This window comes from Ruegeria sp. P10 (genome assembly GCF_056534925.1).
Map to the genome: position 1 here is coordinate 62,658 of NZ_JBQERJ010000002.1, position 21,769 is coordinate 84,426.

Consider the following 21,769-nt stretch of genomic DNA (forward strand, 5'->3'; position numbering starts at 1 on the left):
CATCCATCGGCACGAGTCTTTTGCATGAAAATGAAGGGCACCTGGTCCATGATAGACGTAGCGCTTTCAAACTATCCCCGCGCAAGGTTGATGACATCGGTCACACCGGTCGAACGGCTTGAGCGTCTTTCTGACCAACTGGGGCTGGACCTGTGGATCAAGCGCGACGACCTGACCGGGCTCAGCTTCGGCGGAAACAAGACCCGCCAGCTGGAATTTTATATGGGCGAGGCGCTGAGGCAGCGGGCGGACACCATCCTGATCACAGGTGCCGTGCAATCCAATTTCGTGCGCACTGCGGCAGCTGCGGCGGCAAAGCTGGGAATGTCATCCGTTCTTCAATTGGAGGACCGCGTGACGAATATGGGCGAATACTACCATCGATCCGGAAATGTTCTTCTGGCACAGCTTCTGGGGGCGGAACATATTGGCTATCCCAGGGGTGAGGACGAGGCGGGCGCTGACGGCGCTCTTCACGAACGTGCCGAGGATCTGGTTGCTATGGGTCGAAAACCATACGTGATCCATCTGGGCATCGATCACCCTCCGCTGGGGGCATTGGGCTATGTGGCGGGGGCGGCCGAGTTGCATACTCAGATCAGCGATTTCGACGCCGCAGTGGTGCCGTCTGGAAGCGGGGCAACCCATGGCGGGTTCCTGGCCGGATTGCGTTTAGTCGGGCAGTCTGCGCCGGTCTACGGCATATGCGTGCGTCGCGATCAGAACCAGCAGCACGCGCGTCTGCAAAAGGTCCTGAGGCGATTGGCGACCATGATGGGTTTCGACCCTGCTTTGGTCATGGAAGACATCTGTACCTGGGACGGCGCTTTGGCACCCGGATATGGGCGGGTCGGTCGAGCAACCCGCGAGGCGTTGACCCTGATGGCGCGCTCCGAAGGCATCTTTCTTGACCCTGTTTATTCTGCCAAAACCTTTGCGGGGCTTCTTGGACTGCTTGAACAAGGCATCATCAAAAAAGGTCAGAAAGTTGTTCTGCTGCACACGGGTGGTCAACCTGCGTTGTTCGGATACCAGGACGAGTTGCAACCGAGTTGAAACAGCGCAGCATTTTGCCTTTGGTCCTGCGGGGCGACAGGATGAACGGAAAGGTGTTGCCCGCAGAACTGGCCGGGTAAGTACTCTACGACACTTTCGATTGATTGAGCAAAGACATGGCCCGCGCGACATCGCGGGTCTGCGCGCCGCCAACGATCATAGCCAGAATCTTTCCAAGATCCGGCGGCGAGGCCGGTGAGCAGCCAAAGCGGTCGCAGGTTTGCACGTAATCCACCGCTGTGCGCAGTTCGAACATTCTTGCCTGCTGTTTGCGTGCGGTTTCAAGAGCCTCCGTGAACAGATCATCTGCGGCAGTGCCCATGGAGCGCACCAACGCCTGTATCCGATCCGTCTCGGGCTGAGCCCAGGCTTCATTGGTCAGAACCTGTTGTTCACGGGCTTCATCCAGCAGGCGCTGAGCCGCCTTCGGGTCGTTCGCCTTCAATGAAGCTTCAGCAAGGGCCGTCAGGAACACCGGTTTGTAGTTTCCGGCCCCGCTGGCCCACCAGGCTTCGGACGCGTCGCGCATTGCTCGGATCGTTTCCGGGCCTGGCTTGATCTGCGCGTCCGCCCAACACCGCCAGACATTCGCCGTCAGTGTCATGAAGGGGAAGGTGTGTTTGGTTGCCAGTTCCTCAAGGCGCGCGGCAACGTCGTAAACCTGTTCAGGTTCACGCCGCAACAGGTGCAACATACACAGATATGTCAGCGTCTGTGCCAGGCTATGAGCGTGATTGAGTTTCTGCGCCGCCGAGATCGCCTGATGCTGGATCTCGAGCGCGCGGTCGGGTTCTCCGCGCAACCAGACCGTCATGCTCAGGAAGCAGGATGTAATGGCAGCATGATCCGTGCCGTAGACATAGGCAAGACGGCTGTGCTGCTGAGGATCATACAAGTGCAACGCTTGTCGCAGATGTGCATAGGCGGCGTCCTGCTGCCCAATATGCAACAAGACGGCACCCATGGCCCGATGGGCAATCATTATGTGATGCGTTTCGTCGGTCAGCTTGGACAGGTCCAGCAACTGCGCCGCGACGTCCTTGGCAAGGTCGTATTCGCCGCGGACCAGATGATACGCATAGAGACCATTGAGCACAGGGAACAATTGTTCGGTTTCGCCCAGCCGATTGCACAGGTCGCGGATCCGGGCATACACCGCCCCCGTTTCATCGGCCGCGATGCCAGCGGTCGAGCGCAGAACGCCGGCCCGCAAGGTCTGGATCTTGGTTTCCATGCGGTCGCGGTCAACCGAGTCTTCCTGCTGTTCAAGCAACGCCAACGCACGCCCCAGCTGAGTGGCTGCTTCAATCCCGGCCGAGCGTTCAACGGCACGTTGCCCGGCCAGATACCAGTGTTCTATCGCTTCGTCCGGCATATCTGCCATCGTGTAGTGATGAGCCAGAATTTCCGGACCGGCAGAATTTTCGTGCAACGAGGCAGAGTTCAGTGCTTGGACCACACGCGCATGCAGCGTTCGCCTCTCGCGTTTCAGCAGGCTGTTGTAAGCGGTGTCGCGAATGAGAGCGTGACGATAACTGAACGTTTCCTCGGGCTCTGAGTCTGAAACGATCACGATCCCGGCATCCACCAGCAAATCCAGACCGGAACGCAACGCCCGTTCATCAAAACGGGACACGCTTGCAATCATCGGATAAGAGAATTGCGGGCCAATGACAGCGCCGATCTGTGCCACTTCCTTGGCCGAGCTCAGTCGATCAAGACGAGCCATCAAGGCATCATGCAGTGTCTTCGGCACAGTGGCTGATGGCGTGGACCGGTCGATCGTATAGGCGTCGGCGCGTTCGGTCAGAAGATCGGATTCCAGCAGATCCTTCGTCACCTCTTCTACGAACAGCGGGACACCGTTGGATCTGGCGGCAATCAGATGGTGAACTTCGTCAGGGACGGTCTTGCCCTTGGCAACATCGTTCACGATCTCTTTGACCTGCGCGAAATCCAGTTGTTGAAGCGCGACGTGCATCAGGTTGCGTGATTGTGGCCAACCCGGATCAAAGCCTGTCCGATAGCTCATGACCATCAGCAGGCGCGCGTCCTCTATCCGGGTTACAAGCTGATCAAGCAGAGTCTTTGTCGTTGGATCGATCCAATGTGCATCTTCAAACAGCAACAGGGTCGGGGTTTCCTGCGCCATGCCGATCACATGGTTGACCAGCATGTCCAGCGTCTGCTTCATGATCTGCTCAGGGGTCAGATCCAGCGGGCCAAGCCTGTCTTCAAACGGGACCGACAACAGTGCCGCAGCCAGTTTCAGTGACCCTTCAGAAGGATCGCCCAGAACGCCGTTGATCTTGTTCAATTTTTTGTCCGCACTGTCACCGGCCCGAAGTTCGGCCGCGTTTTCAAGCTGGCGTATGATCGGATACAACGCGCTTGCGTCATGAAAGGGCGAACACTGAAATCGAAGCTGTCGGTGTTTTGCATCCGGGATCGTGCGGCGAAGCTCTTCGATCAGCCTGGACTTTCCTATGCCCGCCTCGCCCGAGACCAGCACCACCTGACCTTGACCCTGACGGGCCAGCTTCCACTTGCTTTGAAGGGTTTCATGCTCCTGCGCGCGCCCGACCAATGAACTCATCCGGGCGTCGTCTGCCGCAAGAAAACGGCTGAGAGTCTGGCGCGTGCCGGTGACTTGCCAGGCTTCGACCTCTTTGGCAAAGCCTTTCAATTGAAACGTGCCCCGGCGCACATATTCGAACGCATCACCCGCCAGTTCCCGCGTCGTCGGCGCGACGATCATTGTCCCCGGATCAGCCATCGATTGAAGCCGTGCGGCCAGGTTCGGGGTCTCGCCCATGGCGGTGCCATCCTCGAACATCTTCTCTCCACGCAGGTCACCGACGACAACCAGGCCGGTCGCGATCCCTATGCGGACTTCAAGATGTGCATGCGTGCGGAGTTCCGGAATTTCGCGAACGATCCGAAGACCTGCATGAATGGCGCGTTCCGGGTCGTCTTCATGCGCATGCGGAAAGCCAAAAAACACCATGATACCGTCGCCATAGTAACTGGCGATATGCCCGTCAAAAGCGGCGACAGCAGCGGCGCAGGTCTCTTTGAACAGCCTCAGAACCTCGGCCAGATCTTCAGGATCCAGCTTTTGCGATATCGCCGTCGATCCAACAAGATCAATGAACATGACCGTCAGCTGTCTGCGCTCTGCAATGATGTTGGGTTCTTGATGCGCGCGATGTGATCCCGCAGCCTGCCCGGTTTCATCCCGTATTGCTTTCAGAAAGCGGCGTCTGGGTCCAAGGGGCAGGCCGATCGTGACAAGGTCATCGTCGCTCAGTTCCGGCAGATCACCCAGTTCGACCTCGTGCCGGGAGAAGGCATCGACATATTTGGACAAGCCGTTTCGGATCAGCCATTCATCAATGTCAGCCATTTGACCACCATGCATGACCGCAACCAGGCGGATCCAAGCATTCCCCATTTCCCTATGGTTAAAAGGACCAGCCCCGGGCATAGTCCGGGAAAACACAGTTCTATCAAGGACGACCCGCGAATTCCGGTCAAGTGTTCAATTTAAGGGTGAGGAAATTTCATTGCACGAAACTGTATCGGAGCCTGCCATCTCTATTCGTCGGTCCGAAAATCGATGTGAATGTGATTGCCGTCCGGATCCCAGACGTTCAACTGAACGGTGTCGATCGCCGTCAGTTCTACACGGCGATAGGAGACGCCATTTGTTTTAAGATGCGCTTCGAACCGATCCAACCCTGTCGCCGAAAAAGCGAAATGCTCAAGCTTTAGGTCTGCGTCCGAACCCGTGGCCTCGGCCTCGACACCGACCAGATGCACGAAAGCGTTTTCTTCGACATAAAGCCAGGCTCCGGGAAAAGGGAAGGGCGGGCGTGGCCCGACCCGCATCCCCAGCAAGTTGCAGTACCAATCGATCATCTCGTCCAAACGCGTGGTGCGGAGGTTGACATGATCCAGTGACGTGATCTCCATGGCCTAGCCTCGGGTCCATTTGATCGAACATCCCATTGATGGAATCTGGTCCTGGGGGCCTTGCCCGGTCTCGGCAATTTGCAGCATCGCATTGACCAGTTCTGGTTCGCGCTTGCCTGTCTGGCCGCGGCCCAGATTGTCCAGACGGCCCCGGTACTGCAACTTTCCATCCGCATTCAATCCGAAGAAATCCGGAGTGCAGACAGCACCATAAGCCTTTCCTACGGATTGATCCTCGTCCACGAGATATGGAAAGTTGAAGCCGTTCTGCCGTGCGAATTCCAACATGTTTGGCGGCGAATCTTCGGCGTAATCGCGATAGTCGTTCGACATGACCGCCAACACGCCGATCCCCTTGGACATCAGCAGGTCCGTGTCCTGGGCAAGCCGGTCCGTGATCGTTTTGACATAGGGGCAATGATTGCAGATGAAGGCGATTAGCAACCCGTTTTGCAGGTGATCGGACATCTTGAAGGCCTGACCGTTCGGGTCCTTGAGCGTGAAGTCCGGGGCTTCCCAACCGAAATCGCAGATCGGAGTGTCGAGCAGCATGATTGTCCTTTTTGTGACCAGTTGGCATGTTCAGGCCAGCTTAGCTTACGGGCGCAAACAAGTAGAGCGTGATTTCCGGCACGATGTTTGCGACGGAATGCGCCTGCAAACGTATCTGGTTCAGATCAGCAGCGTTGACAGGCTTGGGTAATAGCTTAGCAGAAGCAACACCAAAGTTACTGCGATCAGGAAAGGCCAAAGCGATTTCAGGATTGAACCGGGCGATGTGCCGCTCATGGACGAGGCGATGTACAATCCGATCCCGACTGGGGGCGTCAGCAGCCCAAGCACAAGGTTCAGGCAGGCAACAATGCCGAACTGATAGGGGCTGATATCGTATGAACCGGTTGCAATCGGCAGCAGGATCGGAGTGATCAGGATGATCGCGGCGATGCCATCGATCACCATTCCAACCAGCAAAAGCGCAAGGTTAACGATCAGCAGGAACACGAACGGGTCCGAGGTGACCGAGGTGATTAACCCAGCCAGTTGCTGCGGTATTTCCTCATAGATGATGACCCAGCCGAACACGCTGGCGGCCGCGATCATGAACAGGATCATCGACGCATTGGCCGCCGTGCGTTTGAACATCTGTGCCAGGTTGCTCGGCTTCAGGTCCCCGTAAACCAACCAGCCCACCAGAAACGCGATCAGGGACGCGATTGCAGCGGATTCGGTCGGTGTGGCGATCCCGAACAGAATGCCGCCTATGATCGACATCGGAATCAGCAGGGCAGGGGCCGCGCTGATCAAGGCCTGGACGGCTTCGGCACGCGTCATCCAATGCCCTTTCGGAAAGCTCTGCCACCACCCGATCAGGGTGATGACCGATGCAAACGCCCCGGCAAGGATCAAACCGGGCAGGATTCCTGCAATGAACATGTCACCAATCGGGATCTGAGCCAGAACACCGAAGATGACAAACATCATCGACGGCGGGATGACCGGAGCCAGCAGCCCGCCCGCGGCCGTCGTGGCAGCGGCGAAACCCTTGTCATAGCCCTCCTCCTCCATCGCGGGGACCATGGCGCGCGACATCACCGCGATCTGCGCCGTCGCAGACCCGATGATGGCCGCCATGAACATGTTTGCCAGCAAGTTGATATAGGCCAGCCCGCCGCGAAACCCGCCGACAAACACCCGGGCCAGCGCGACAAGGCGCCGGGTCATGCCGCCTTCGTTCATCAATTCTCCGGTCAACATGAACAGAGGAATTGCCAGCAGGCCGTAATTCTCGAGACCGCCGAACATTTTCTGCGCGAAGCTGTCATAAAGAACCGTGTTGCCGCTTTCCCAGATGTACCAGATGGCCGTGATTGCCAGCACGATCGCCACGGGCACGGACAGTAGTAAAGTGGCCAGAAAGACGATGGGGCTCATGGCTGTGCCCCTTTGCCCGGGGCGCTCAGCAGATGCATGGTGGAATGTAGCGTCGCGCCCACTGCGAAAAGCCACATCACCAACCAGAACAGGTACTTTGGCAGGCCCAAGGTCAGCGTGGGCTCGGCGTAGATGAAATTGAATGTCTGACCTTGAAACGCCGCCACGTCAAATCCGCTGCTGGCGATGTCCAGCGGAAGGAACCAGCGCCAGCAGAACCACAGCATCGCAAGGGAAAAAGCAAACACGACCACGTCCACACCCTTGCGGATCAATGGTTTCGCGCGTTCGGGCACGTTGTCGGAAACGATGGAGATCGACACAGAACTGCGATGGTGCAATGCGGAAGACGCGCCCAGAAAGGTCATCCAGACCATCGCGTAGATCGCCAGCTCATCAACCCAGAACAGGGCGTTGCCCGCCGTTCGCGTTACGACATTCAACAAGATCAGAACCGTAATGCAGACTGCCAGAAAGGCAGCGCACCACAACTCGACCCGCGCCAAGCCTGCCGACAGCCGATACAACATCGCTGTTCTCCCGTGAAAAAGGGCGCAGGATCGAGCTGCGCCCCTTTCGTCATGCCGTTTTCGTTATTTTGTTTCTGCCGCAGTCTGCCGCAAAGCGTCAAGGGAAGAGGTCTTCTGGGACCAGATCCCGTTCCACTCTTCGATCGCGTCGCCAAAGAACGAGGCATCGACCTTTTTGTAGGCTTTGCCAGTGCCCTCGATCTGCTCCAGCCATTTGGCATCGTTTTCGACGTAGGCATCAATGGTGCTGTCCACATGTTTGGCCATGAGTTCCGCGATAATCGCGCGGTCTTCTTCGGACAAACCAGCCCAGACCTTGGCCGATATCAGCCCGACCATCGGGAACATCATGTGATCCGACTGCACGATCGTGTCGGCGTGTTCATAATATTTCAGAACCCAGATCAGCTCGGCATCCATGTCGATGGCGTCAACCTGACCATTGGCCAGCGCATCATAGACGGCAGGCAAGGGCATGGGCGTGGGTGCTGCCCCCACCGCGTTGTAGAAATCCAGAATCGGTGTGAAGGGCGTGATACGCAGTTTCAGGCCTGATAAATCTTCGGCGGAGGAAACCTCGCCCCGGCTGACGATCTGGCGCAATCCTGCCATCCCATATCCCAGTCCAACGACACCAACCTGCCCCGGCAAGGGTTCCAGCATGGACTTGGCCGTATCGGATCGCAGGATGCGCCCCGCGTGCCCAATGTCATCTGCCAGATAGGGCGCATAGAACGCCCCCAACTCGGGCGCGCGGTTGGAAACCTCGGCCACCGTCATGAAAGCCATGTCCAACGCGCCGGTCTGCAATTGTTGCAGCATTTCTGCCTCGTTCCCCAACTGGCGGGCCGGGAAGACCGATACCGAATGCGCGCCACCACTGGCCTCATTCAACTCGGCCCCAAACGCTTCGGCGGCTTTGGTCCAGATATGCGGTGGCGGCGTGATCAGACCTAACCGAAACTCTTCGGCGTGAGCGGCAACAGACGCCAGTGCCAACGCAGCCGCAGAGGCGGCGATTTTTGCGAAATGTCTCATTACTTCCCCTGTTTGATCTTGTTTTACAACGTGACCCAGCCCTCGGGCGGTTCCTTTCCCGGGTGCACAGCCTGACAATTGGGGCAGGTGCGGTCTTGTTCCGAGGCATAGAACTTCTGATAAACCGGAGGCAGGTCATCAACGATGGACTTTAGCTGCATTTCCGCTCGATGCACCAGTGATCCGCATTCAAAGCAATACCATTCGATGGCGTCCAGCTCTCCGGTCTGGCGCTTGGGTTCAATCACAAGCCCGATCGAGCCTTCCTGAGGGCGCTGTGGCGAATGGCGTACATGCGGAGGCAGCAGAAAAACCTCGCCCTCACGGATCGGAACATCATAGAACTCCTCTCCGTCATAGATTTTCAGCACCATGTCGCCTTCAAGCTGGTAGAAGAATTCTTCCACCGGGTCATCGTGGTAATCGGTTCGCTTGTTCGGGCCACCCACAACGGTGACCATCAGATCGGCGTCTTCCCAAACCTGACGATTCCCTACGGGCGGTTTGAGCAGATGGCGATGCTCGTCGATCCAGGCCTTAAAGTTGAACGCTTTCAGTTTTGACATGTCCCACTCCCTATCCCTGAAAGTTTGGCGCGTTTTTCCATGACCGCAAAGAAATTATCAGCATCTCGCTATCCGATTTCCTTATACTGCCCGGCCTCACCCTGCTCAGACGCGCAGCCCGCTTTCTTCAAATGCTTTGCGAATGATCGCTTTTTCCGCTTCGGTCAGTTCCAGCATCGGCGGGCGTACGCGGCCACCGACCTGACCCAGCAACTCTTGCCAGTACTTTCCGAATGCAGTGGGTTTGCCCGCAGGGCGCGCGCGTTTCATCGCGTCGCGGACCGGGTTCAGACTGTCAAAGACACGCCGCGCTTCATCGGCCTTTCCCGCAAAGGCCAGACGCGTGTATTCGTTCATCCGCTGATCAACCTTGCTTTGCAGCTGATAGGGCGGGGACGAGCAGAGATACAACTTCCAGTCCAGTTCCAATATGTTGTCCAGCCATTCATGTTCGGCCGAGGTCGAGACATGGATCCTGTCGCCCACCATGTGGGTCAGCTTCACGTACATCTCACGCGGGACCGAGTATTTTATCGCAACGATATTGGGTAAGTCCGCGATGCGGGCGCATTCTTCGGGCTGCATCAAATAGCCACTGTCTGGATGGCTCCACATGGCGATGCCGATATCCAGTTCGTCACAAAAACGCTTGTAGTACTGGTACAAAACCTCTCCGCGATCCTGCACAAAGCTCAGAACCGGCGCGTGCAGAACGATGTAATCCGCGCCGCAATTCTGTGCGTGATGCGCCAGGTCCAAGGCCGTATTCATGTTCTGGTCCGAGACCGAGACGATGACACCGGCTTTGCCTGCGCATTCGTCAACGGCAATTTCGAAGTTGCGCTTGCGCTCTTCGATGCTCATCGAAAAGAACTCGCCCTGTTTGCCGGCGACGAAAAGGCCCTGGATGTCCAGATCGTCGATCCAATGGCGGATGTTGGCGCGCAGTCCCGATTCATCCAGAGACAGGTCATCATTGAACGGGTTCAGTGCCGCTGCCCATATCCCAGTCATATGTTCGCGGGCATAGGCCTTCGCGTCGTGTTTTGAGTATTTCATTTCCAACGTGGTCCCCGTGGCTTCAACAGGAACAAAACACACCAGGCGGGTCGGTCCAGTGCCATTTCAGGGAAATGGATATCTGAAAAAAATATACCACAAACTTACCAATTCAGATTTTTTCAATGCTGGTCTAGGGTCCAGACATGAAGATCGCAGTCATCGGAACCGGCGCAATCGCGCAGTTTGTGCAGCGCATGTTGCCAGAACATGGGCATGAGTTGGCAGCCATTCTGGTCAGACCACACCGCGTTGATCCAAAATCGCCCAAGTCAATTGGTTCGGTTGATGACCTGCCGGCCGGAATCGAAATGGTTCTGGATTGCGCGGGGCACGAGGCACTGGCCGGTTTGGGTCCGGACATTCTGGCACGAGGGCTGGATATCATCAGTGTCTCTGCCGGCGCACTTGCGGATCAGCAGGTCAGTGATCGGCTGGACAGGGCCGCGCGAAAGGGCGGGGCGCGGCTGCATCTGGCAAGCGGTGCCATAGGTGGGCTGGACTGTCTCAGCGCCGCAGCGGTCGGGCCGCTCAAATCCGTCACATATGTGGGGCGCAAGCCGCCGGCGGGGTGGAAGGGATCCCTTGCCGAACACAGTCTTGACCTCGGCAATATCACCGCGGCTGAAACCCATTTTCAAGGTTCCGCAAGAGAGGCGGCGCTGGCTTACCCAAAGAACGCAAATGTCGCCGCCGCCGTCGCCTTGGCGGGCGTGGGGTTCGATAACACACAGGTTCGTCTGATCGCCGATCCGACGATCCACAAGAACATTCACGAGGTCGAGGCCGAGGGCGATTTCGGCACGTTTCAGTTCCGGATCAGCGGTACCGCGCTGCCCGACAACCCGCGAAGCTCGGCGCTTGCGGCCATGAGTGTGCTGTCCAAGCTGGATCAGCTTTGCAAGCCGATTGTGCTGTAGCCATGGTTGGGCGTCACTCTCGCATCGTTGACCGCGCCTTGACCCGCCTGAAGCTGCGGCAGCTGCGTCTGCTGGTTGCAGTTGGCGCGCATGGAAACATTCAGAATGCTGCGCGTGAGCTGGGAATATCTCAGCCAGCGGCAACCAAGATGATTCAGGATCTTGAACTGGATTTCGAAGTCAAGCTGTTCACGCGCACCAACCGAGGCGTTGTGCCAACGGTTTTTGGCGAAACTCTCATACGTCACGGGAAACTGATATTTGCTCAGGTTTCCAATGCCGCGCAGGAACTGGACGACCTGAACGAAGGAAATTCCGGCCGTGTCGTGGTGGGAACACTGCTTGCGGCGTCAACCAGCCTGCTACCTGCCGCCATTGAACTGCTGCTGGAAGACCGCCCGAACGTTGCGGTCAAGATCAGCGAAGGGACAAACGAGGTGCTCATGCCCCGGCTGCTGTCGGGTGAGATCGACATGGTTGTAGGACGCCTGCCGTCGCACCGGCATCGCGACAAGATTCGACAGGAAAAACTGTTCGAGGATCGGATATTGGCCATTGTCGGCCCTCAACACCCGCTTGCTGAGCGGGACGCCGTGACCTTTGCGCAAACCAAGCCGTTTGGCTGGATTCTTCCCCCGCAAGAGACCACGTTGCGACGTCAGGCGGATCATTTTTTCGTCGGCCAGCAGCAATACGTGCCACCGGTCGCCATTGAATCCGTGTCCTACCTGACGAACCGGGCGCTGCTGCAATCCCGCGACCTGATCGGCCTTATGCCGGCCGAAGTCGTCGTCCAGGATATCGAAAACAACCATCTTGCCCAGCTCACCTGGGAGGTTCCGTTCGGGCAGGGACCAATTGGAGTGTCTTTCCGCGCCGACGACGATCTGTCGCCCGCTGGGCGCGCTTTCAAAACGGCCCTGCATCGGGCGGCGCAGAGCAGACAGACCAGATATCCGCCAATTTGATATCCGTATTCGCGCAATGCGCTTGAACTCATGCGAGGCATCGCGCGATCAAAAATCAAGGCAAATGGAGGCGCCAGTTTCATGTATCCAGAGCTCAGGCTGTTCATTGGCGGCACGTGGCGAAAAACCGGGCGCGATATCCCGGTTGTCAACCCGGCAACCGAGGAAGAACTCGGTCGGTTGCCTTGCGCATCGGCGAAAGACCTGGACGACGCGCTGCAAGCGGCCGTCGAAGGCTTTCGACTGTGGCGCCGCACATCGCCGCGGGAACGCGCGGATACGATCCTGCGGGCGGCAGCCCTCATGCGTCAGCGGCAGGAAGAAATCGCGCATTCCATTACGCTGGAGCATGGCAAGCCTTTGAAGCAGGCCCGGCTGGAGGTCATTCGAGGCGCCGAGTTCTTTGAATGGGATGCGGGCGAGGCGATGCGGACCTATGGCAGGATCATTCCGGCGGCGCAGGGTCACAAATTTGCAGTTCATCACCAGCCTGTCGGCGTTGTCGCGGCATTTTCTCCGTGGAACTTCCCCATGAGCCAACCTGCCCGGAAAATCGCGGGTGCTTTGGCCTCGGGCTGTTCAGTGATCCTGAAAGCGGCAGAAGAAACGCCTGCCGGCGCTTTGCACATAGCAAAAGCGTTCGAAGATGCCGGTCTGCCGGCAGGGGTTCTGAATTTGGTGTTCGGTGAACCATCCGAGATATCCGGTCATCTGATCCCGCAGGACCCCGTTCGCTTGGTGGCCTTCACCGGATCGACAACCGTCGGGCGTCATTTAACCACTTTGGCGGCCCGGCACGACACCCGAGTGCTTATGGAGTTGGGTGGCCACGCGCCGGTCATCGTTTGCGAAGATACGGATGTGCAATCGGCGGCCGTTTCAGGCGCGGTCCGCAAAATGCGCAATGCCGGTCAGGTCTGCACATCCCCAACCCGTTTCTTCGCGCATGAGAGTATTTTTGACGCCTATGCGGCCGGATTTGTTGCGAGGGCCAAGGCCACAGTTGTCGGCAATGGGCTTGACGCAACCGTTGAAATGGGCCCAACGGCCAACGACCGGCGCGTGCCAGCCTTGTCAGAGCTGGTTGAAGACGCAGTGGCGCAGGGGGCAACGCTTGCCACAGGTGGATCGCGGCTGGGTGAGCGGGGATATTTCTTTAAACCCACGGTGTTATTGAACGTTCCTAAAGCGGCGCGGATCATGCGCGAAGAGCCGTTTGGACCGGTTGCGGTGATCAACCCGGTGGCTTCGCTGGATGAGGCGATCGCTCTGGCGAATTCAGTTCCCTACGGGCTGGCGGGGTACGCTTTCACCAATCGGGCGGATTACATCGACCGTCTGATCGACGAGGTCGAGGTCGGCAATCTCTCGATCAACACACTTGAAGCATCCATGCCGGAAACGCCCTTTGGGGGCGTGAAATCCAGTGGCTATGGTCGGGAAGGCGGAACCGAAGGCCTTGAGAATTACATGACGGTCAAGAACGTCTGGCATTCGGCCAGGATCTGCTGAAAAAGATCCCGACACCTGCACTTGTCGACTTTTCGCGACCAAGCCAGCCTTTTTCCTTTCGAAATCGACCAAAGGGCCAGCGCTGCGATTGTGATTTCATTACTTGCGGAACCGAAAGACGTGACAATGTGCCCTTTCTGATGGGACGCCCGAACGCGGATCATGACCTATGTCAATGACAGTAAACCCGCCTTGCTGTCCATTGGCCGGGAATTTCTGGCCGGACCGTGCGACAAAACCATCGCGTCCTTTTGCCGGTGATGATCAGCGTTTTGGCTGACCTGCGGGGGGTTTCCCGCCGGGTGGCCTGAGCTCCGGAGGGACGGATGAACACTTGGCTGACGCTATCTGCACCAATCCCTGCCAAGGATACCGAGGGCTTCGAGAGAATGGCTGGGCTGCCCACCGTAACGTCCACCTTTGGCATGAACTCTGACTGCGCGCGCGTGTCTGAGCTTTGCGGCCAACCCGAGCAGGATTTGTCGTCCGTGAAAGAAGGCGATGACGGCACAGGTCGCGCCGCACATGGTCGGCATAACGTGGGTACGCTGCCGGTCGTTGCTGATCCCAGCTCGGACTTGGAAAAATTCAACGACGGCCTGCCCAATCTGGATCCGGACGAACAGCCGGGATTTGCAGGACGCTTAATATTTTCGGAGATTCAAAATGGCTGATGGATGTGCCTGTGACCGCCACGCCGACATGTATCTGACTGTCGAGGACGCCCTTGAACGCGGTCTTTCCGTCGCCGATCCTGTTGCCGAAACCGAGATTTTGCCGCTGGAACAGGCTATAGGCCGGGTTCTGGCCGAGGATTGCGCCAGCAAGGTTGATATGCCTGCCTTCGACAACTCGGCCATGGATGGCTATGCCATCCGCACCGGTGATCTGGGTGACGGGCCGGTGTTCGAGCTGCCCATCGCCGGGCGCGTGGCTGCGGGTGACTGCGGCGACCATGATGCACCCGAAGGCAGCGCTTTGCGCATTTTCACGGGCGCTCCGGTGCCACCTGAATTCGATGCCGTGCTGATGCAGGAAGATTGCGATCTTTTGATCGACAGGATTCGATTCAGCCGCCGCCCGAAACCCGGCCAGCATATCCGACGCGCAGGGGAAGATCTTTGTGCCGGGGGTCCGATCCTGCGACGCGGCTGTGAAATTGGACCGCGCGAGATGGCCGCCCTGGCATCCGCCGGGTATGGTGAGGTCCTGGTGTTTCGAAAACTGAAGGTCACGATCTTTTCGACAGGCAGCGAACTGCGTCAACCGGGCGAACCCCTCGACCCCGGCCAAATCTACAACTCGAACCGTTATATGCTGCTGGCGCTGTTGCAAAAACCCTGGATCGAACTGATCGACCGGGGACCGGTCGTGGATGACCCGACCCGTCTGGAACAGGTTCTGCGCGAGGCATGCGTTGCCTCGGATCTCATCGTCACGACCGGGGGCGTGTCCGTCGGGGATGAAGATCACATGCCCCGGCTGTTCAGCGCGATTGGCGGCGAAACCGATGTCATGAAAGTGGCGATGAAGCCCGGTAAACCGGTCATGTTCGGGCGGCGCGGGCGTGCTCTTTACGTTGGCCTGCCTGGCAACCCGGTGTCAGCCTATGTGACATGGCAGATAATCGGGTCGCAGATGATGGCGCGGCGCGCAGGCTTGTGCCACAGACCTCAGGTACCTGTTCAGGCCGTGCTGGCCGAACCGGTGCAGCGTCGCGCGGGTCGGCAGGAATATCGTCCGGTCCAGATTGACGGTACCTCGCCGCGTGGCCTTCCCAATGTACGTCTGATGGCGCCCTCCTACAGTGGCCGTGTTGCCTTGCTGGCGCAGGCAGACGGGTTGGCGATCATACCGGCCGAGATCGAAGACCTGCCCGCCGGGCATTCGATTGAATTGTTGAGGTTCTGATCTTCGCACCAGGTGCGTTGCTTTTTATCCTGCAACCTCAACGCTGCGGTCATGGTGGGCACCCGGAAAATTGCCCGGTCGCGCGCCAATCAATCCCAATACCGGTCTGAAAATTGTCGCAACCGATAAACTCCGTGACGGATTACGTCGTGACTGGGGCTTTTCCGGCGGCACATGATGCTTCGGCGCACTGAGGGTTAAGGACACAAATTCATGCGGTATTCGGCACTCGCGATCATGCGGCAGGTTTTGAACGGGCACCGGGGCTGGACACCGGCTTGGCGTGATCCCGAGCCTCAATCAAGCTATGATTTCATCGTGATTGGCGGCGGCGGCCATGGCCTTGCGACGGCATATTATCTGGCCAAGGAACACAACGCCGCCAAGGTGGCCGTTCTGGAAAAAGGCTGGATCGGTGGCGGCAACGTCGGGCGCAATACAACGATCATTCGCGCCAATTACCTGTTGGATGGCAACCAGCCATTCTATGAGCTGTCGCTGAAACTGTGGGAAAATCTTGAACAGGACCTGAACTATAATGCGATGGTCAGTCAGCGCGGTATTCTGAACCTCTGTCATACGGACGCGCAGCGTGACGCGTATCGTCGTCGTGGCAACGCGATGATGTTCACCGGCTCTGGGGCCGAACTGCTGGATGCAGAGGGCGTTCGCGCCATGTATCCGTTCCTGAACTTTGACGATGCGCGCTTTCCGATCAAAGGCGGTCTGTTGCATCGCCGCGGTGGTACGGCGCGTCATGACGGTGTCGCTTGGGGCTATGCCCGTGCCGCGGATCAACGGGGGGTCGACATCATCCAGAATTGCGAAGTCACCGGGTTCCGCATCGAAAACGGAAAACTGCTGGGCGTTGAAACCACACGGGGTTACATCGGCGCCAAGAAGGTGGGCGTGGCGGTTGCCGGGTCTTCCGGTCGCGTGATGGCACAGGCGGGGATGCGCCTGCCGATCGAAAGCCACGTGCTACAGGCCTTTGTGACCGAAGGGCTGAAACCGGTGCTTGACGGGGTGATCACGTATGGCGCCGGACATTTCTATGTCAGCCAATCGGACAAGGGCGGTCTGGTCTTTGGCGGCGATATCGACGGCTACAACACCTATGCACAACGCGGCAACCTGCCTGTGGTCGAGGACGTGGCCGAAGGTGGCATGTCCCTGATGCCGATGATCGGTCGCGCGCGCCTGCTGCGGATGTGGGGCGGCGTGATGGATATGTCGATGGATGGTTCGCCGTTCATTGATCACACCGGAATTGAAGGGCTCTATTTCAATGGTGGCTGGTGCTACGGCGGGTTCAAGGCAACGCCAGCATCTGGTTTTTGTTTCGCGCATCTGATGGCCACCGACCGACCGCATGACGTTGCATCTGCCTATCGTCTGGACCGGTTCAGAACCGGGCAGATGATTGACGAAAAAGGCGTGGGCGCACAGCCCAACCTGCACTGAGGAGGCCCGGACATGATCATCAATCATCCACTGCTTGGCCCGCGTGACGCGTCCGAATTCACCTATCTGGGCGACGCGAGTCTGATCAATCGGCCCGACTGGCAATCCGACACGGCCGCCGCCGAGTTTCACGACTATGTCTACCTGCGCGACAACCCGGCAGGAACCCACCGAGAGCTGTGGTTTCACGAGCAGGGCGACCGCTCGTGGCTGGTTGTGACACGCGACACGCTGACCCATGAAATTCTGGCTACAGAACTGGCGCGGGATGTAGCCCGCAAGACGGGACGGGGAAAATGACCCAGAACAATCGTTTGCAGGGCGGTCTGATCGACCGGTCCAAAAAGCTGCGTTTTACCTTCGATGGCAAATCCTACGAAGGCTATCAGGGTGATACGCTGGCCTCGGCGCTGCTGGCCAATGACGTGCGCCTGGTTGGCCGTTCGTTCAAATACCACCGTCCACGCGGTGTGCTGGCCTCGGGTTCGGAAGAGCCCAACGCGCTGGTCGAGCTGCGCACAGGCAACAGGCAGGAGCCCAACACACGCGCGACCACGGTCGAACTGTTCGACGGGCTCGAGGCGACATCGCAGAACCGCTGGCCCTCGCTCGCCTTCGATGCGCTGTCGATCAATGATCGGCTCTCGCCCTTTTTGACGGCGGGTTTCTATTACAAGACCTTCATGTGGCCTAAGGCGTTCTGGGAAAAGCTATATGAGCCGATGATCCGCAAGGCGGCCGGTCTGGGCAGCCTGACGCAGGAGGCCGACCCGGATATCTACGACAAGGGCTATTTGCATTGCGACGTCCTGGTTATCGGCGCCGGTCCCTCCGGCCTGATCGCGGCGTTGACGGCGGCGCGGTCTGGCGCGCGGGTCATTCTGGCCGACGAAGACAGCCGGATGGGTGGGCGTTTGTTGTCTGACTGTGACCGGTTCGAGGGCATTTCGAATGCCGATTGGGTCGCGCAGACACTGGGAGAGCTGGCATCGATGGACAACGTGCGCCTTCTTACGCGCACCACCGTGTTCGGCGCCTATGATCACGGCATTCACGGCGCGCTTGAGCGGGCCTCGGATCACCTTGCGGTGCCCGAGGCGGGGAAACCACGCCAGATTTTGTGGCGCATCTACGCGAAGCACACGGTGCTTTGTGCCGGCTCTGCCGAACGTCCGATTGCTTTCGAAAACAACGACCGACCGGGCATAATGCTGGCGGGCGCGATGCGGGCCTATGCAAACCGCTGGGCCGTGACACCGGGCCAGCGCGTGGCGATCTTCACCAACAATGACGAAGGACACCGCGCCGTACAGGATTTGATCAAAGCCGGGATCAATGTTGTTGCCGTGATCGACCCGCGCCACGATGCACCGCGCATTGCCGAATGTGAATTGCTGGCCGGGGCGCAGGTCACGAATACGCAGGGCCGTTTGGGGCTGAAATCGATCACCGTGCAGATGGCCGATGGTCAAACCCGCCCCATCGAAGTAAGCGGTCTGGGCGTTTCGGGTGGGTGGAATCCGAATGTGCAACTGACATGCCATCAGCGCGGCCGCCCGCAATGGTTCGAACCGCTTGCAGCCTTCATCCCACCTGCCGAACTGCCCAAGGGTATGAGTGTCGCCGGTGCCGCCGCTGGCAACCTGACCAGCCACGGGGCGATCGCCTCGGGCACCAATGCGGCACTTGCGGCGCTTGACGGGCTGGGGATCAGGGCCTGCCCGGTCGACCTGCCGAAAGCCGAGGATGATGAGATCCGCATCACCCCGTTGTGGCATGTGCCCGGCAAAGGCCGCGCCTGGCTGGATTTCCAGAATGACGTGACCGTCAAGGATGTCAAACTGGCCGAACAGGAAGGCTTCCGCAGTGTCGAGCATCTGAAACGCTATACCACCCTTGGCATGGCGACCGATCAGGGCAAAACCGCGAATGTCGGCGCGCTGGCCGTGATGGCCGAGATCACCGGCAAGAGCATTCCAGAAACCGGCACGACCATCTTCCGGCCACCCTACACGCCCGTGGCGATGGGGGCCTGGGCCGGGCGCTCGGTCGGAAAAGAATTCAAACCCACGCGACTGACGCCCAGCCATCAATGGGCCGAAGAACAGGGCGCGGTATTCGTCGAGGTGGGCCTATGGCTGCGTGTGCAATGGTTCCCCAAGGCTGGTGAGACCCATTGGCGCGAATCCGTGGATCGCGAAGTTCTGGCCGTACGCAGCGGTGTCGGCGTCTGCGACGTGACCACGCTGGGCAAAATCGACGTGCAGGGCGCGGATGCCGCGGAATTCCTCAACAAGATCTATTGCAACGGCTTTGCCAAACTGCCGGTGGGCAAAACCCGTTATGGCTTGATGCTGCGCGAAGACGGCATAGCCATGGATGACGGCACTGCCGCCCGCTTGGCCGAAGATCACTTTGTGGTCACCACCACAACCGCAAACGCGGTTGGTGTCTATCGCCACATGGAGTTCGTGCATCAATGCCTGTTTCCGGACATGGATGTGCAGATGATCTCGACCACCGACGCCTGGGCACAATATGCCATAGCGGGCCCGAAATCCCGTGAGTTGCTGCAAAGGGTCGTTGATGACGGCCATGACATCAGCAACGAAGGTTTTCCCTTTATGGCGTGTGGCGAGGTGACCATTGCCGGGGGGGTCCCGGCGCGGCTGTTCCGCATCTCGTTCTCGGGTGAGTTGGCCTATGAGCTGGCTGTTCCTACCCGGTACGGTGACGCGCTGATCCGACATCTGATGGCGCTTGGAGAGCCCTTTGGCGTAACGCCGTATGGCACCGAAGCGCTTGGCGTTCTGCGGATTGAAAAGGGCCATGCCACCGGAAACGAACTGAACGGAACCACCAGCGCCCACAATTTGGGCATGGGGCGCATGGTCTCAACCCAGAAAGACAGTATCGGTGCGACGCTCAGCGCACGCGAAGCTCTGACCGATCCGGATGGTCTGGCTTTGGTCGGCATTCAGCCGGTCAACAACGCCGATGCCGTGCTGGCCGGAGGCCATGTGTTCGACGAGGATGCGCCACACCTGCCGGAAAACGATCTGGGCTATGTCACATCGGCTGCCTATTCGCCGCACCTGTCCAGCAGCATCGGACTGGCCTATGTAAAACGCGGGGCGCAGCGATTGGGCGACACCGTGCAGATTGTCAGCCCGGTGGATGACACCAACATCAAAGCGACGCTTGTCAGCGCGCATTTCGTTGACCCCGAAGGAGAACGGCTCCGTGCGTGATTTTGTTGCCAAGACCGCCATTAGCGGCAGTGAACCCAAACGGGACGTGGTCGGAACTCTGACCTTTCAGGAACGAGAGGATGTGGCACTGGCATCCGTCTCAGCCAGGCTGGGACACGAGGAAACCGTCAAAGCCAAACTTCAAACCGTTTGCGGAATCCCGGTGCCTGAGGCGGGGCGGTGGGAAAAGGGCGAAACCAGCAGCCTGCACTGGCTGGGCCCGGATCAGTACCTATGCGAAGAAGCTTTTGCAGGCCCGTTGGAGTTGGCCAGGCGTATGGAAACCGAGCTGGTCGGCATGGCGTCGGTGACCGATCAGTCGGACGCGTTCACACGCATCGACATGACCGGGCAGGGTGCCACAGTCTTGCTGCAACGCCTGACCGTTCTGGATGTCGAGCAGATGCAGGCCGGAGCCTTCAACCGCACCGCAATCCATCATGTGGGGTGCCTGCTGCGCTGCAATGAGGCGAGAACGGATTTTTCGATCTACGCGCCACGCAGCTATGCGATTTCAGTTCACCACATGCTGATTGAGGTGGCCAGGGCCCTGTGAAGGACGGTGTCCTAAGGACAAAGCCGCGTGTCTGGCGCCGCGGCTTCGTTCCTTGCGCTCCTGAGCTGGCGGCAGACCGAATGCGCGCCGATAGTTGCTTGAAAACGAACTGGCGCTGTCATACCCGACCGAAAGCGCGATTTCCTGCAAAGGCTGATCGGTGTAAAGCAGCTTCTGCCGCGCCGCATCCAGTCGCAGTCTGCGATAGTACCCTCCGGGGCTGATCCCGGTTTCCTTCTTGAAATGCCGCTCCAATTGCCGGATGGACATGCCAACGCGTTTCGAAACCTGCTCGATCGAGATCTTGTTTTCGATGTTGTTTGCAAACAACTCGATGGCCCGCCGCACCGGGCGCGGCAGGGCATTGCGGGTCTGATTTTTGCTGTAGCCCGGCAAAACCTGCAACGTATCCGCATCACGCAAAGTCGCGTATTGGAACCAGCAGGCCGTTTCGACGGCAACCGCATCGGACACCTCATCCGAAATCACGCCCAGCATGAATTCAAAAACCGCTGAAGTCCCGGCAAAGGACATTCGGTTGCGATCTATCGTATAGAGCGTGTCGCACAGGTTCACCCTGTCGAATTGTTCCTTCAAAGCAGCGGTATAGCAGAAATGCGCGCTACAGCTGTAACCATCGAAGAACTTTTCTTCCGCCAGCGCAAAAAGTGAACCGCTGACCGAACCGATCCGCGCGCCACGGGACAAAAGCCGTCGCAGCGCTCCGCCCGAAGCCTTGCGATCCTTCAACCGGGCTGAGGCCCCGGCAAAGACCAGCACGACGTCGGCTTCCTCCACCTCGGACAATGCCTTGTCAGGGTTGATGCTGAGGCGTGAGCTGGACATGATCTGTTGTCCATCTTCCGAAACGACAGTCCAGCCAAGACCATCGCTGCGGCTGATCTCATTGGCCACGCGCAGCGGGTCGATGGCCATGGACAGGGCAGCAAGCGGGAAATCTTCGAGGCACAGAAAGGTAAAATGGGTCATGCTTTGTCTCTTTGCCAGCACGATACCCCAACTACACCGAT

19 protein-coding genes are annotated in these 21,769 nt (G+C 58.6%); 10 read left to right on the forward strand and 9 right to left on the reverse strand.

Features of this window, described 5'->3' with window-relative positions; genetic code table 11:
• Window positions 1-48: 48 nt before the first annotated feature.
• The gene (locus ACR0FB_RS03570) at window positions 49-1,056 is read left to right on the forward strand and encodes a D-cysteine desulfhydrase family protein (RefSeq protein ID WP_480620057.1); all 1,008 of its coding nucleotides are present in this window, start codon (window positions 49-51) and stop codon (window positions 1,054-1,056) included.
• Window positions 1,057-1,141: 85 nt separating this feature from the next.
• Here ACR0FB_RS03570 and ACR0FB_RS03575 read toward each other — a convergent pair whose 3' ends face one another.
• The 8 genes from ACR0FB_RS03575 to ACR0FB_RS03610 all read right to left on the reverse strand — a co-directional run bounded on the left by ACR0FB_RS03575 (window position 1,142) and on the right by ACR0FB_RS03610 (window position 10,156).
• A complete protein-coding gene (locus ACR0FB_RS03575; RefSeq protein ID WP_480620059.1) occupies window positions 1,142-4,462 on the reverse strand; it encodes an ATP-binding protein in 3,321 nt (1,106 codons plus the stop codon).
• A 191-nt stretch (window positions 4,463-4,653) separates the two neighbouring features.
• Window positions 4,654-5,031, reverse strand: a complete 378-nt coding sequence (locus ACR0FB_RS03580; RefSeq protein WP_171635920.1) for a VOC family protein — start codon at window positions 5,029-5,031, stop codon at window positions 4,654-4,656.
• Between the two features lie 3 nt (window positions 5,032-5,034).
• Window positions 5,035-5,583, reverse strand: a complete 549-nt coding sequence (locus tag ACR0FB_RS03585) for a thioredoxin family protein (protein ID WP_171723701.1) — start codon at window positions 5,581-5,583, stop codon at window positions 5,035-5,037.
• 120 nt (window positions 5,584-5,703) lie between these two features.
• On the reverse strand, window positions 5,704-6,963 hold the full coding sequence (locus ACR0FB_RS03590) for a TRAP transporter large permease (protein WP_171364398.1): 1,260 nt from the start codon (window positions 6,961-6,963) through the stop codon (window positions 5,704-5,706).
• Window positions 6,960-7,493, reverse strand: coding sequence for a TRAP transporter small permease (locus tag ACR0FB_RS03595; RefSeq protein WP_209834020.1), 534 nt, complete (start codon window positions 7,491-7,493; stop codon window positions 6,960-6,962). Before ACR0FB_RS03595 ends, ACR0FB_RS03590 begins: the two co-directional genes overlap by 4 nt.
• Window positions 7,494-7,556: 63 nt before the next feature.
• Window positions 7,557-8,531, reverse strand: coding sequence for a TRAP transporter substrate-binding protein (locus tag ACR0FB_RS03600; RefSeq protein WP_480620061.1), 975 nt, complete (start codon window positions 8,529-8,531; stop codon window positions 7,557-7,559).
• Between the two features lie 23 nt (window positions 8,532-8,554).
• On the reverse strand, window positions 8,555-9,097 hold the full coding sequence (locus ACR0FB_RS03605; protein WP_152460347.1) for a 3-hydroxyanthranilate 3,4-dioxygenase: 543 nt from the start codon (window positions 9,095-9,097) through the stop codon (window positions 8,555-8,557).
• A gap of 105 nt (window positions 9,098-9,202) precedes the next feature.
• Complete coding sequence (locus tag ACR0FB_RS03610; protein ID WP_480620063.1) at window positions 9,203-10,156, reverse strand: dihydrodipicolinate synthase family protein; 954 nt, start codon at window positions 10,154-10,156, stop codon at window positions 9,203-9,205.
• A gap of 146 nt (window positions 10,157-10,302) precedes the next feature.
• Here ACR0FB_RS03610 and ACR0FB_RS03615 point away from each other — a divergent pair, with 146 nt between their 5' ends.
• The 9 genes from ACR0FB_RS03615 (at window position 10,303) to ACR0FB_RS03655 (ending at window position 20,738) form a co-directional block, all read left to right on the forward strand.
• Window positions 10,303-11,076 carry an aspartate dehydrogenase gene (locus ACR0FB_RS03615; protein WP_210092861.1) on the forward strand — a complete coding sequence of 258 codons (774 nt, stop codon included), beginning with the start codon at window positions 10,303-10,305 and terminating at the stop codon, window positions 11,074-11,076.
• Between the two features lie 2 nt (window positions 11,077-11,078).
• Complete coding sequence (locus ACR0FB_RS03620) at window positions 11,079-12,044, forward strand: LysR substrate-binding domain-containing protein (protein ID WP_171635933.1); 966 nt, start codon at window positions 11,079-11,081, stop codon at window positions 12,042-12,044.
• Between the two features lie 81 nt (window positions 12,045-12,125).
• Window positions 12,126-13,556, forward strand: a complete 1,431-nt coding sequence (locus tag ACR0FB_RS03625; protein ID WP_480620065.1) for an NAD-dependent succinate-semialdehyde dehydrogenase — start codon at window positions 12,126-12,128, stop codon at window positions 13,554-13,556.
• A gap of 326 nt (window positions 13,557-13,882) precedes the next feature.
• Complete coding sequence (locus tag ACR0FB_RS03630) at window positions 13,883-14,230, forward strand: hypothetical protein (RefSeq protein WP_171723706.1); 348 nt, start codon at window positions 13,883-13,885, stop codon at window positions 14,228-14,230.
• Window positions 14,223-15,467 carry a molybdopterin molybdotransferase MoeA gene (locus tag ACR0FB_RS03635; protein WP_480620067.1) on the forward strand — a complete coding sequence of 415 codons (1,245 nt, stop codon included), beginning with the start codon at window positions 14,223-14,225 and terminating at the stop codon, window positions 15,465-15,467. Before ACR0FB_RS03630 ends, ACR0FB_RS03635 begins: the two co-directional genes overlap by 8 nt.
• A gap of 213 nt (window positions 15,468-15,680) precedes the next feature.
• Entirely contained in the window at window positions 15,681-16,931 is a 1,251-nt protein-coding gene (locus tag ACR0FB_RS03640) for a sarcosine oxidase subunit beta family protein (protein WP_171723708.1), read from the forward strand.
• 12 nt (window positions 16,932-16,943) lie between these two features.
• The gene (locus ACR0FB_RS03645) at window positions 16,944-17,231 is read left to right on the forward strand and encodes a sarcosine oxidase subunit delta (protein ID WP_152460339.1); all 288 of its coding nucleotides are present in this window, start codon (window positions 16,944-16,946) and stop codon (window positions 17,229-17,231) included.
• A complete protein-coding gene (locus ACR0FB_RS03650; RefSeq protein ID WP_480620069.1) occupies window positions 17,228-20,182 on the forward strand; it encodes a sarcosine oxidase subunit alpha family protein in 2,955 nt (984 codons plus the stop codon). Before ACR0FB_RS03645 ends, ACR0FB_RS03650 begins: the two co-directional genes overlap by 4 nt.
• Complete coding sequence (locus ACR0FB_RS03655) at window positions 20,175-20,738, forward strand: sarcosine oxidase subunit gamma (RefSeq protein WP_480620071.1); 564 nt, start codon at window positions 20,175-20,177, stop codon at window positions 20,736-20,738. Before ACR0FB_RS03650 ends, ACR0FB_RS03655 begins: the two co-directional genes overlap by 8 nt.
• Here ACR0FB_RS03655 and ACR0FB_RS03660 read toward each other — a convergent pair.
• A complete protein-coding gene (locus ACR0FB_RS03660) occupies window positions 20,697-21,728 on the reverse strand; it encodes a GlxA family transcriptional regulator (protein ID WP_480620073.1) in 1,032 nt (343 codons plus the stop codon). The two genes, ACR0FB_RS03655 and ACR0FB_RS03660, sit on opposite strands and share 42 nt — an antisense overlap.
• Between the last annotated feature and the right edge of the window lie 41 nt (window positions 21,729-21,769).

Bases quoted from the DNA above. Each gene is read 5' to 3' on its own strand.
- ACR0FB_RS03570 (WP_480620057.1), top strand. From the start codon at position 49: ATGATAGACGTAGCGCTTTCAAACTATCCCCGCGCAAGGTTGATGACA.
- ACR0FB_RS03575 (WP_480620059.1), bottom strand. From the start codon at position 4,462: ATGGCTGACATTGATGAATGGCTGATCCGAAACGGCTTGTCCAAATAT.
- ACR0FB_RS03580 (WP_171635920.1), bottom strand. From the start codon at position 5,031: ATGGAGATCACGTCACTGGATCATGTCAACCTCCGCACCACGCGTTTG.
- ACR0FB_RS03585 (WP_171723701.1), bottom strand. From the start codon at position 5,583: ATGCTGCTCGACACTCCGATCTGCGATTTCGGTTGGGAAGCCCCGGAC.
- ACR0FB_RS03590 (WP_171364398.1), bottom strand. From the start codon at position 6,963: ATGAGCCCCATCGTCTTTCTGGCCACTTTACTACTGTCCGTGCCCGTG.
- ACR0FB_RS03595 (WP_209834020.1), bottom strand. From the start codon at position 7,493: ATGTTGTATCGGCTGTCGGCAGGCTTGGCGCGGGTCGAGTTGTGGTGC.
- ACR0FB_RS03600 (WP_480620061.1), bottom strand. From the start codon at position 8,531: ATGAGACATTTCGCAAAAATCGCCGCCTCTGCGGCTGCGTTGGCACTG.
- ACR0FB_RS03605 (WP_152460347.1), bottom strand. From the start codon at position 9,097: ATGTCAAAACTGAAAGCGTTCAACTTTAAGGCCTGGATCGACGAGCAT.
- ACR0FB_RS03610 (WP_480620063.1), bottom strand. From the start codon at position 10,156: ATGAAATACTCAAAACACGACGCGAAGGCCTATGCCCGCGAACATATG.
- ACR0FB_RS03615 (WP_210092861.1), top strand. From the start codon at position 10,303: ATGAAGATCGCAGTCATCGGAACCGGCGCAATCGCGCAGTTTGTGCAG.
- ACR0FB_RS03620 (WP_171635933.1), top strand. From the start codon at position 11,079: ATGGTTGGGCGTCACTCTCGCATCGTTGACCGCGCCTTGACCCGCCTG.
- ACR0FB_RS03625 (WP_480620065.1), top strand. From the start codon at position 12,126: ATGTATCCAGAGCTCAGGCTGTTCATTGGCGGCACGTGGCGAAAAACC.
- ACR0FB_RS03630 (WP_171723706.1), top strand. From the start codon at position 13,883: ATGAACACTTGGCTGACGCTATCTGCACCAATCCCTGCCAAGGATACC.
- ACR0FB_RS03635 (WP_480620067.1), top strand. From the start codon at position 14,223: ATGGCTGATGGATGTGCCTGTGACCGCCACGCCGACATGTATCTGACT.
- ACR0FB_RS03640 (WP_171723708.1), top strand. From the start codon at position 15,681: ATGCGGTATTCGGCACTCGCGATCATGCGGCAGGTTTTGAACGGGCAC.
- ACR0FB_RS03645 (WP_152460339.1), top strand. From the start codon at position 16,944: ATGATCATCAATCATCCACTGCTTGGCCCGCGTGACGCGTCCGAATTC.
- ACR0FB_RS03650 (WP_480620069.1), top strand. From the start codon at position 17,228: ATGACCCAGAACAATCGTTTGCAGGGCGGTCTGATCGACCGGTCCAAA.
- ACR0FB_RS03660 (WP_480620073.1), bottom strand. From the start codon at position 21,728: ATGACCCATTTTACCTTTCTGTGCCTCGAAGATTTCCCGCTTGCTGCC.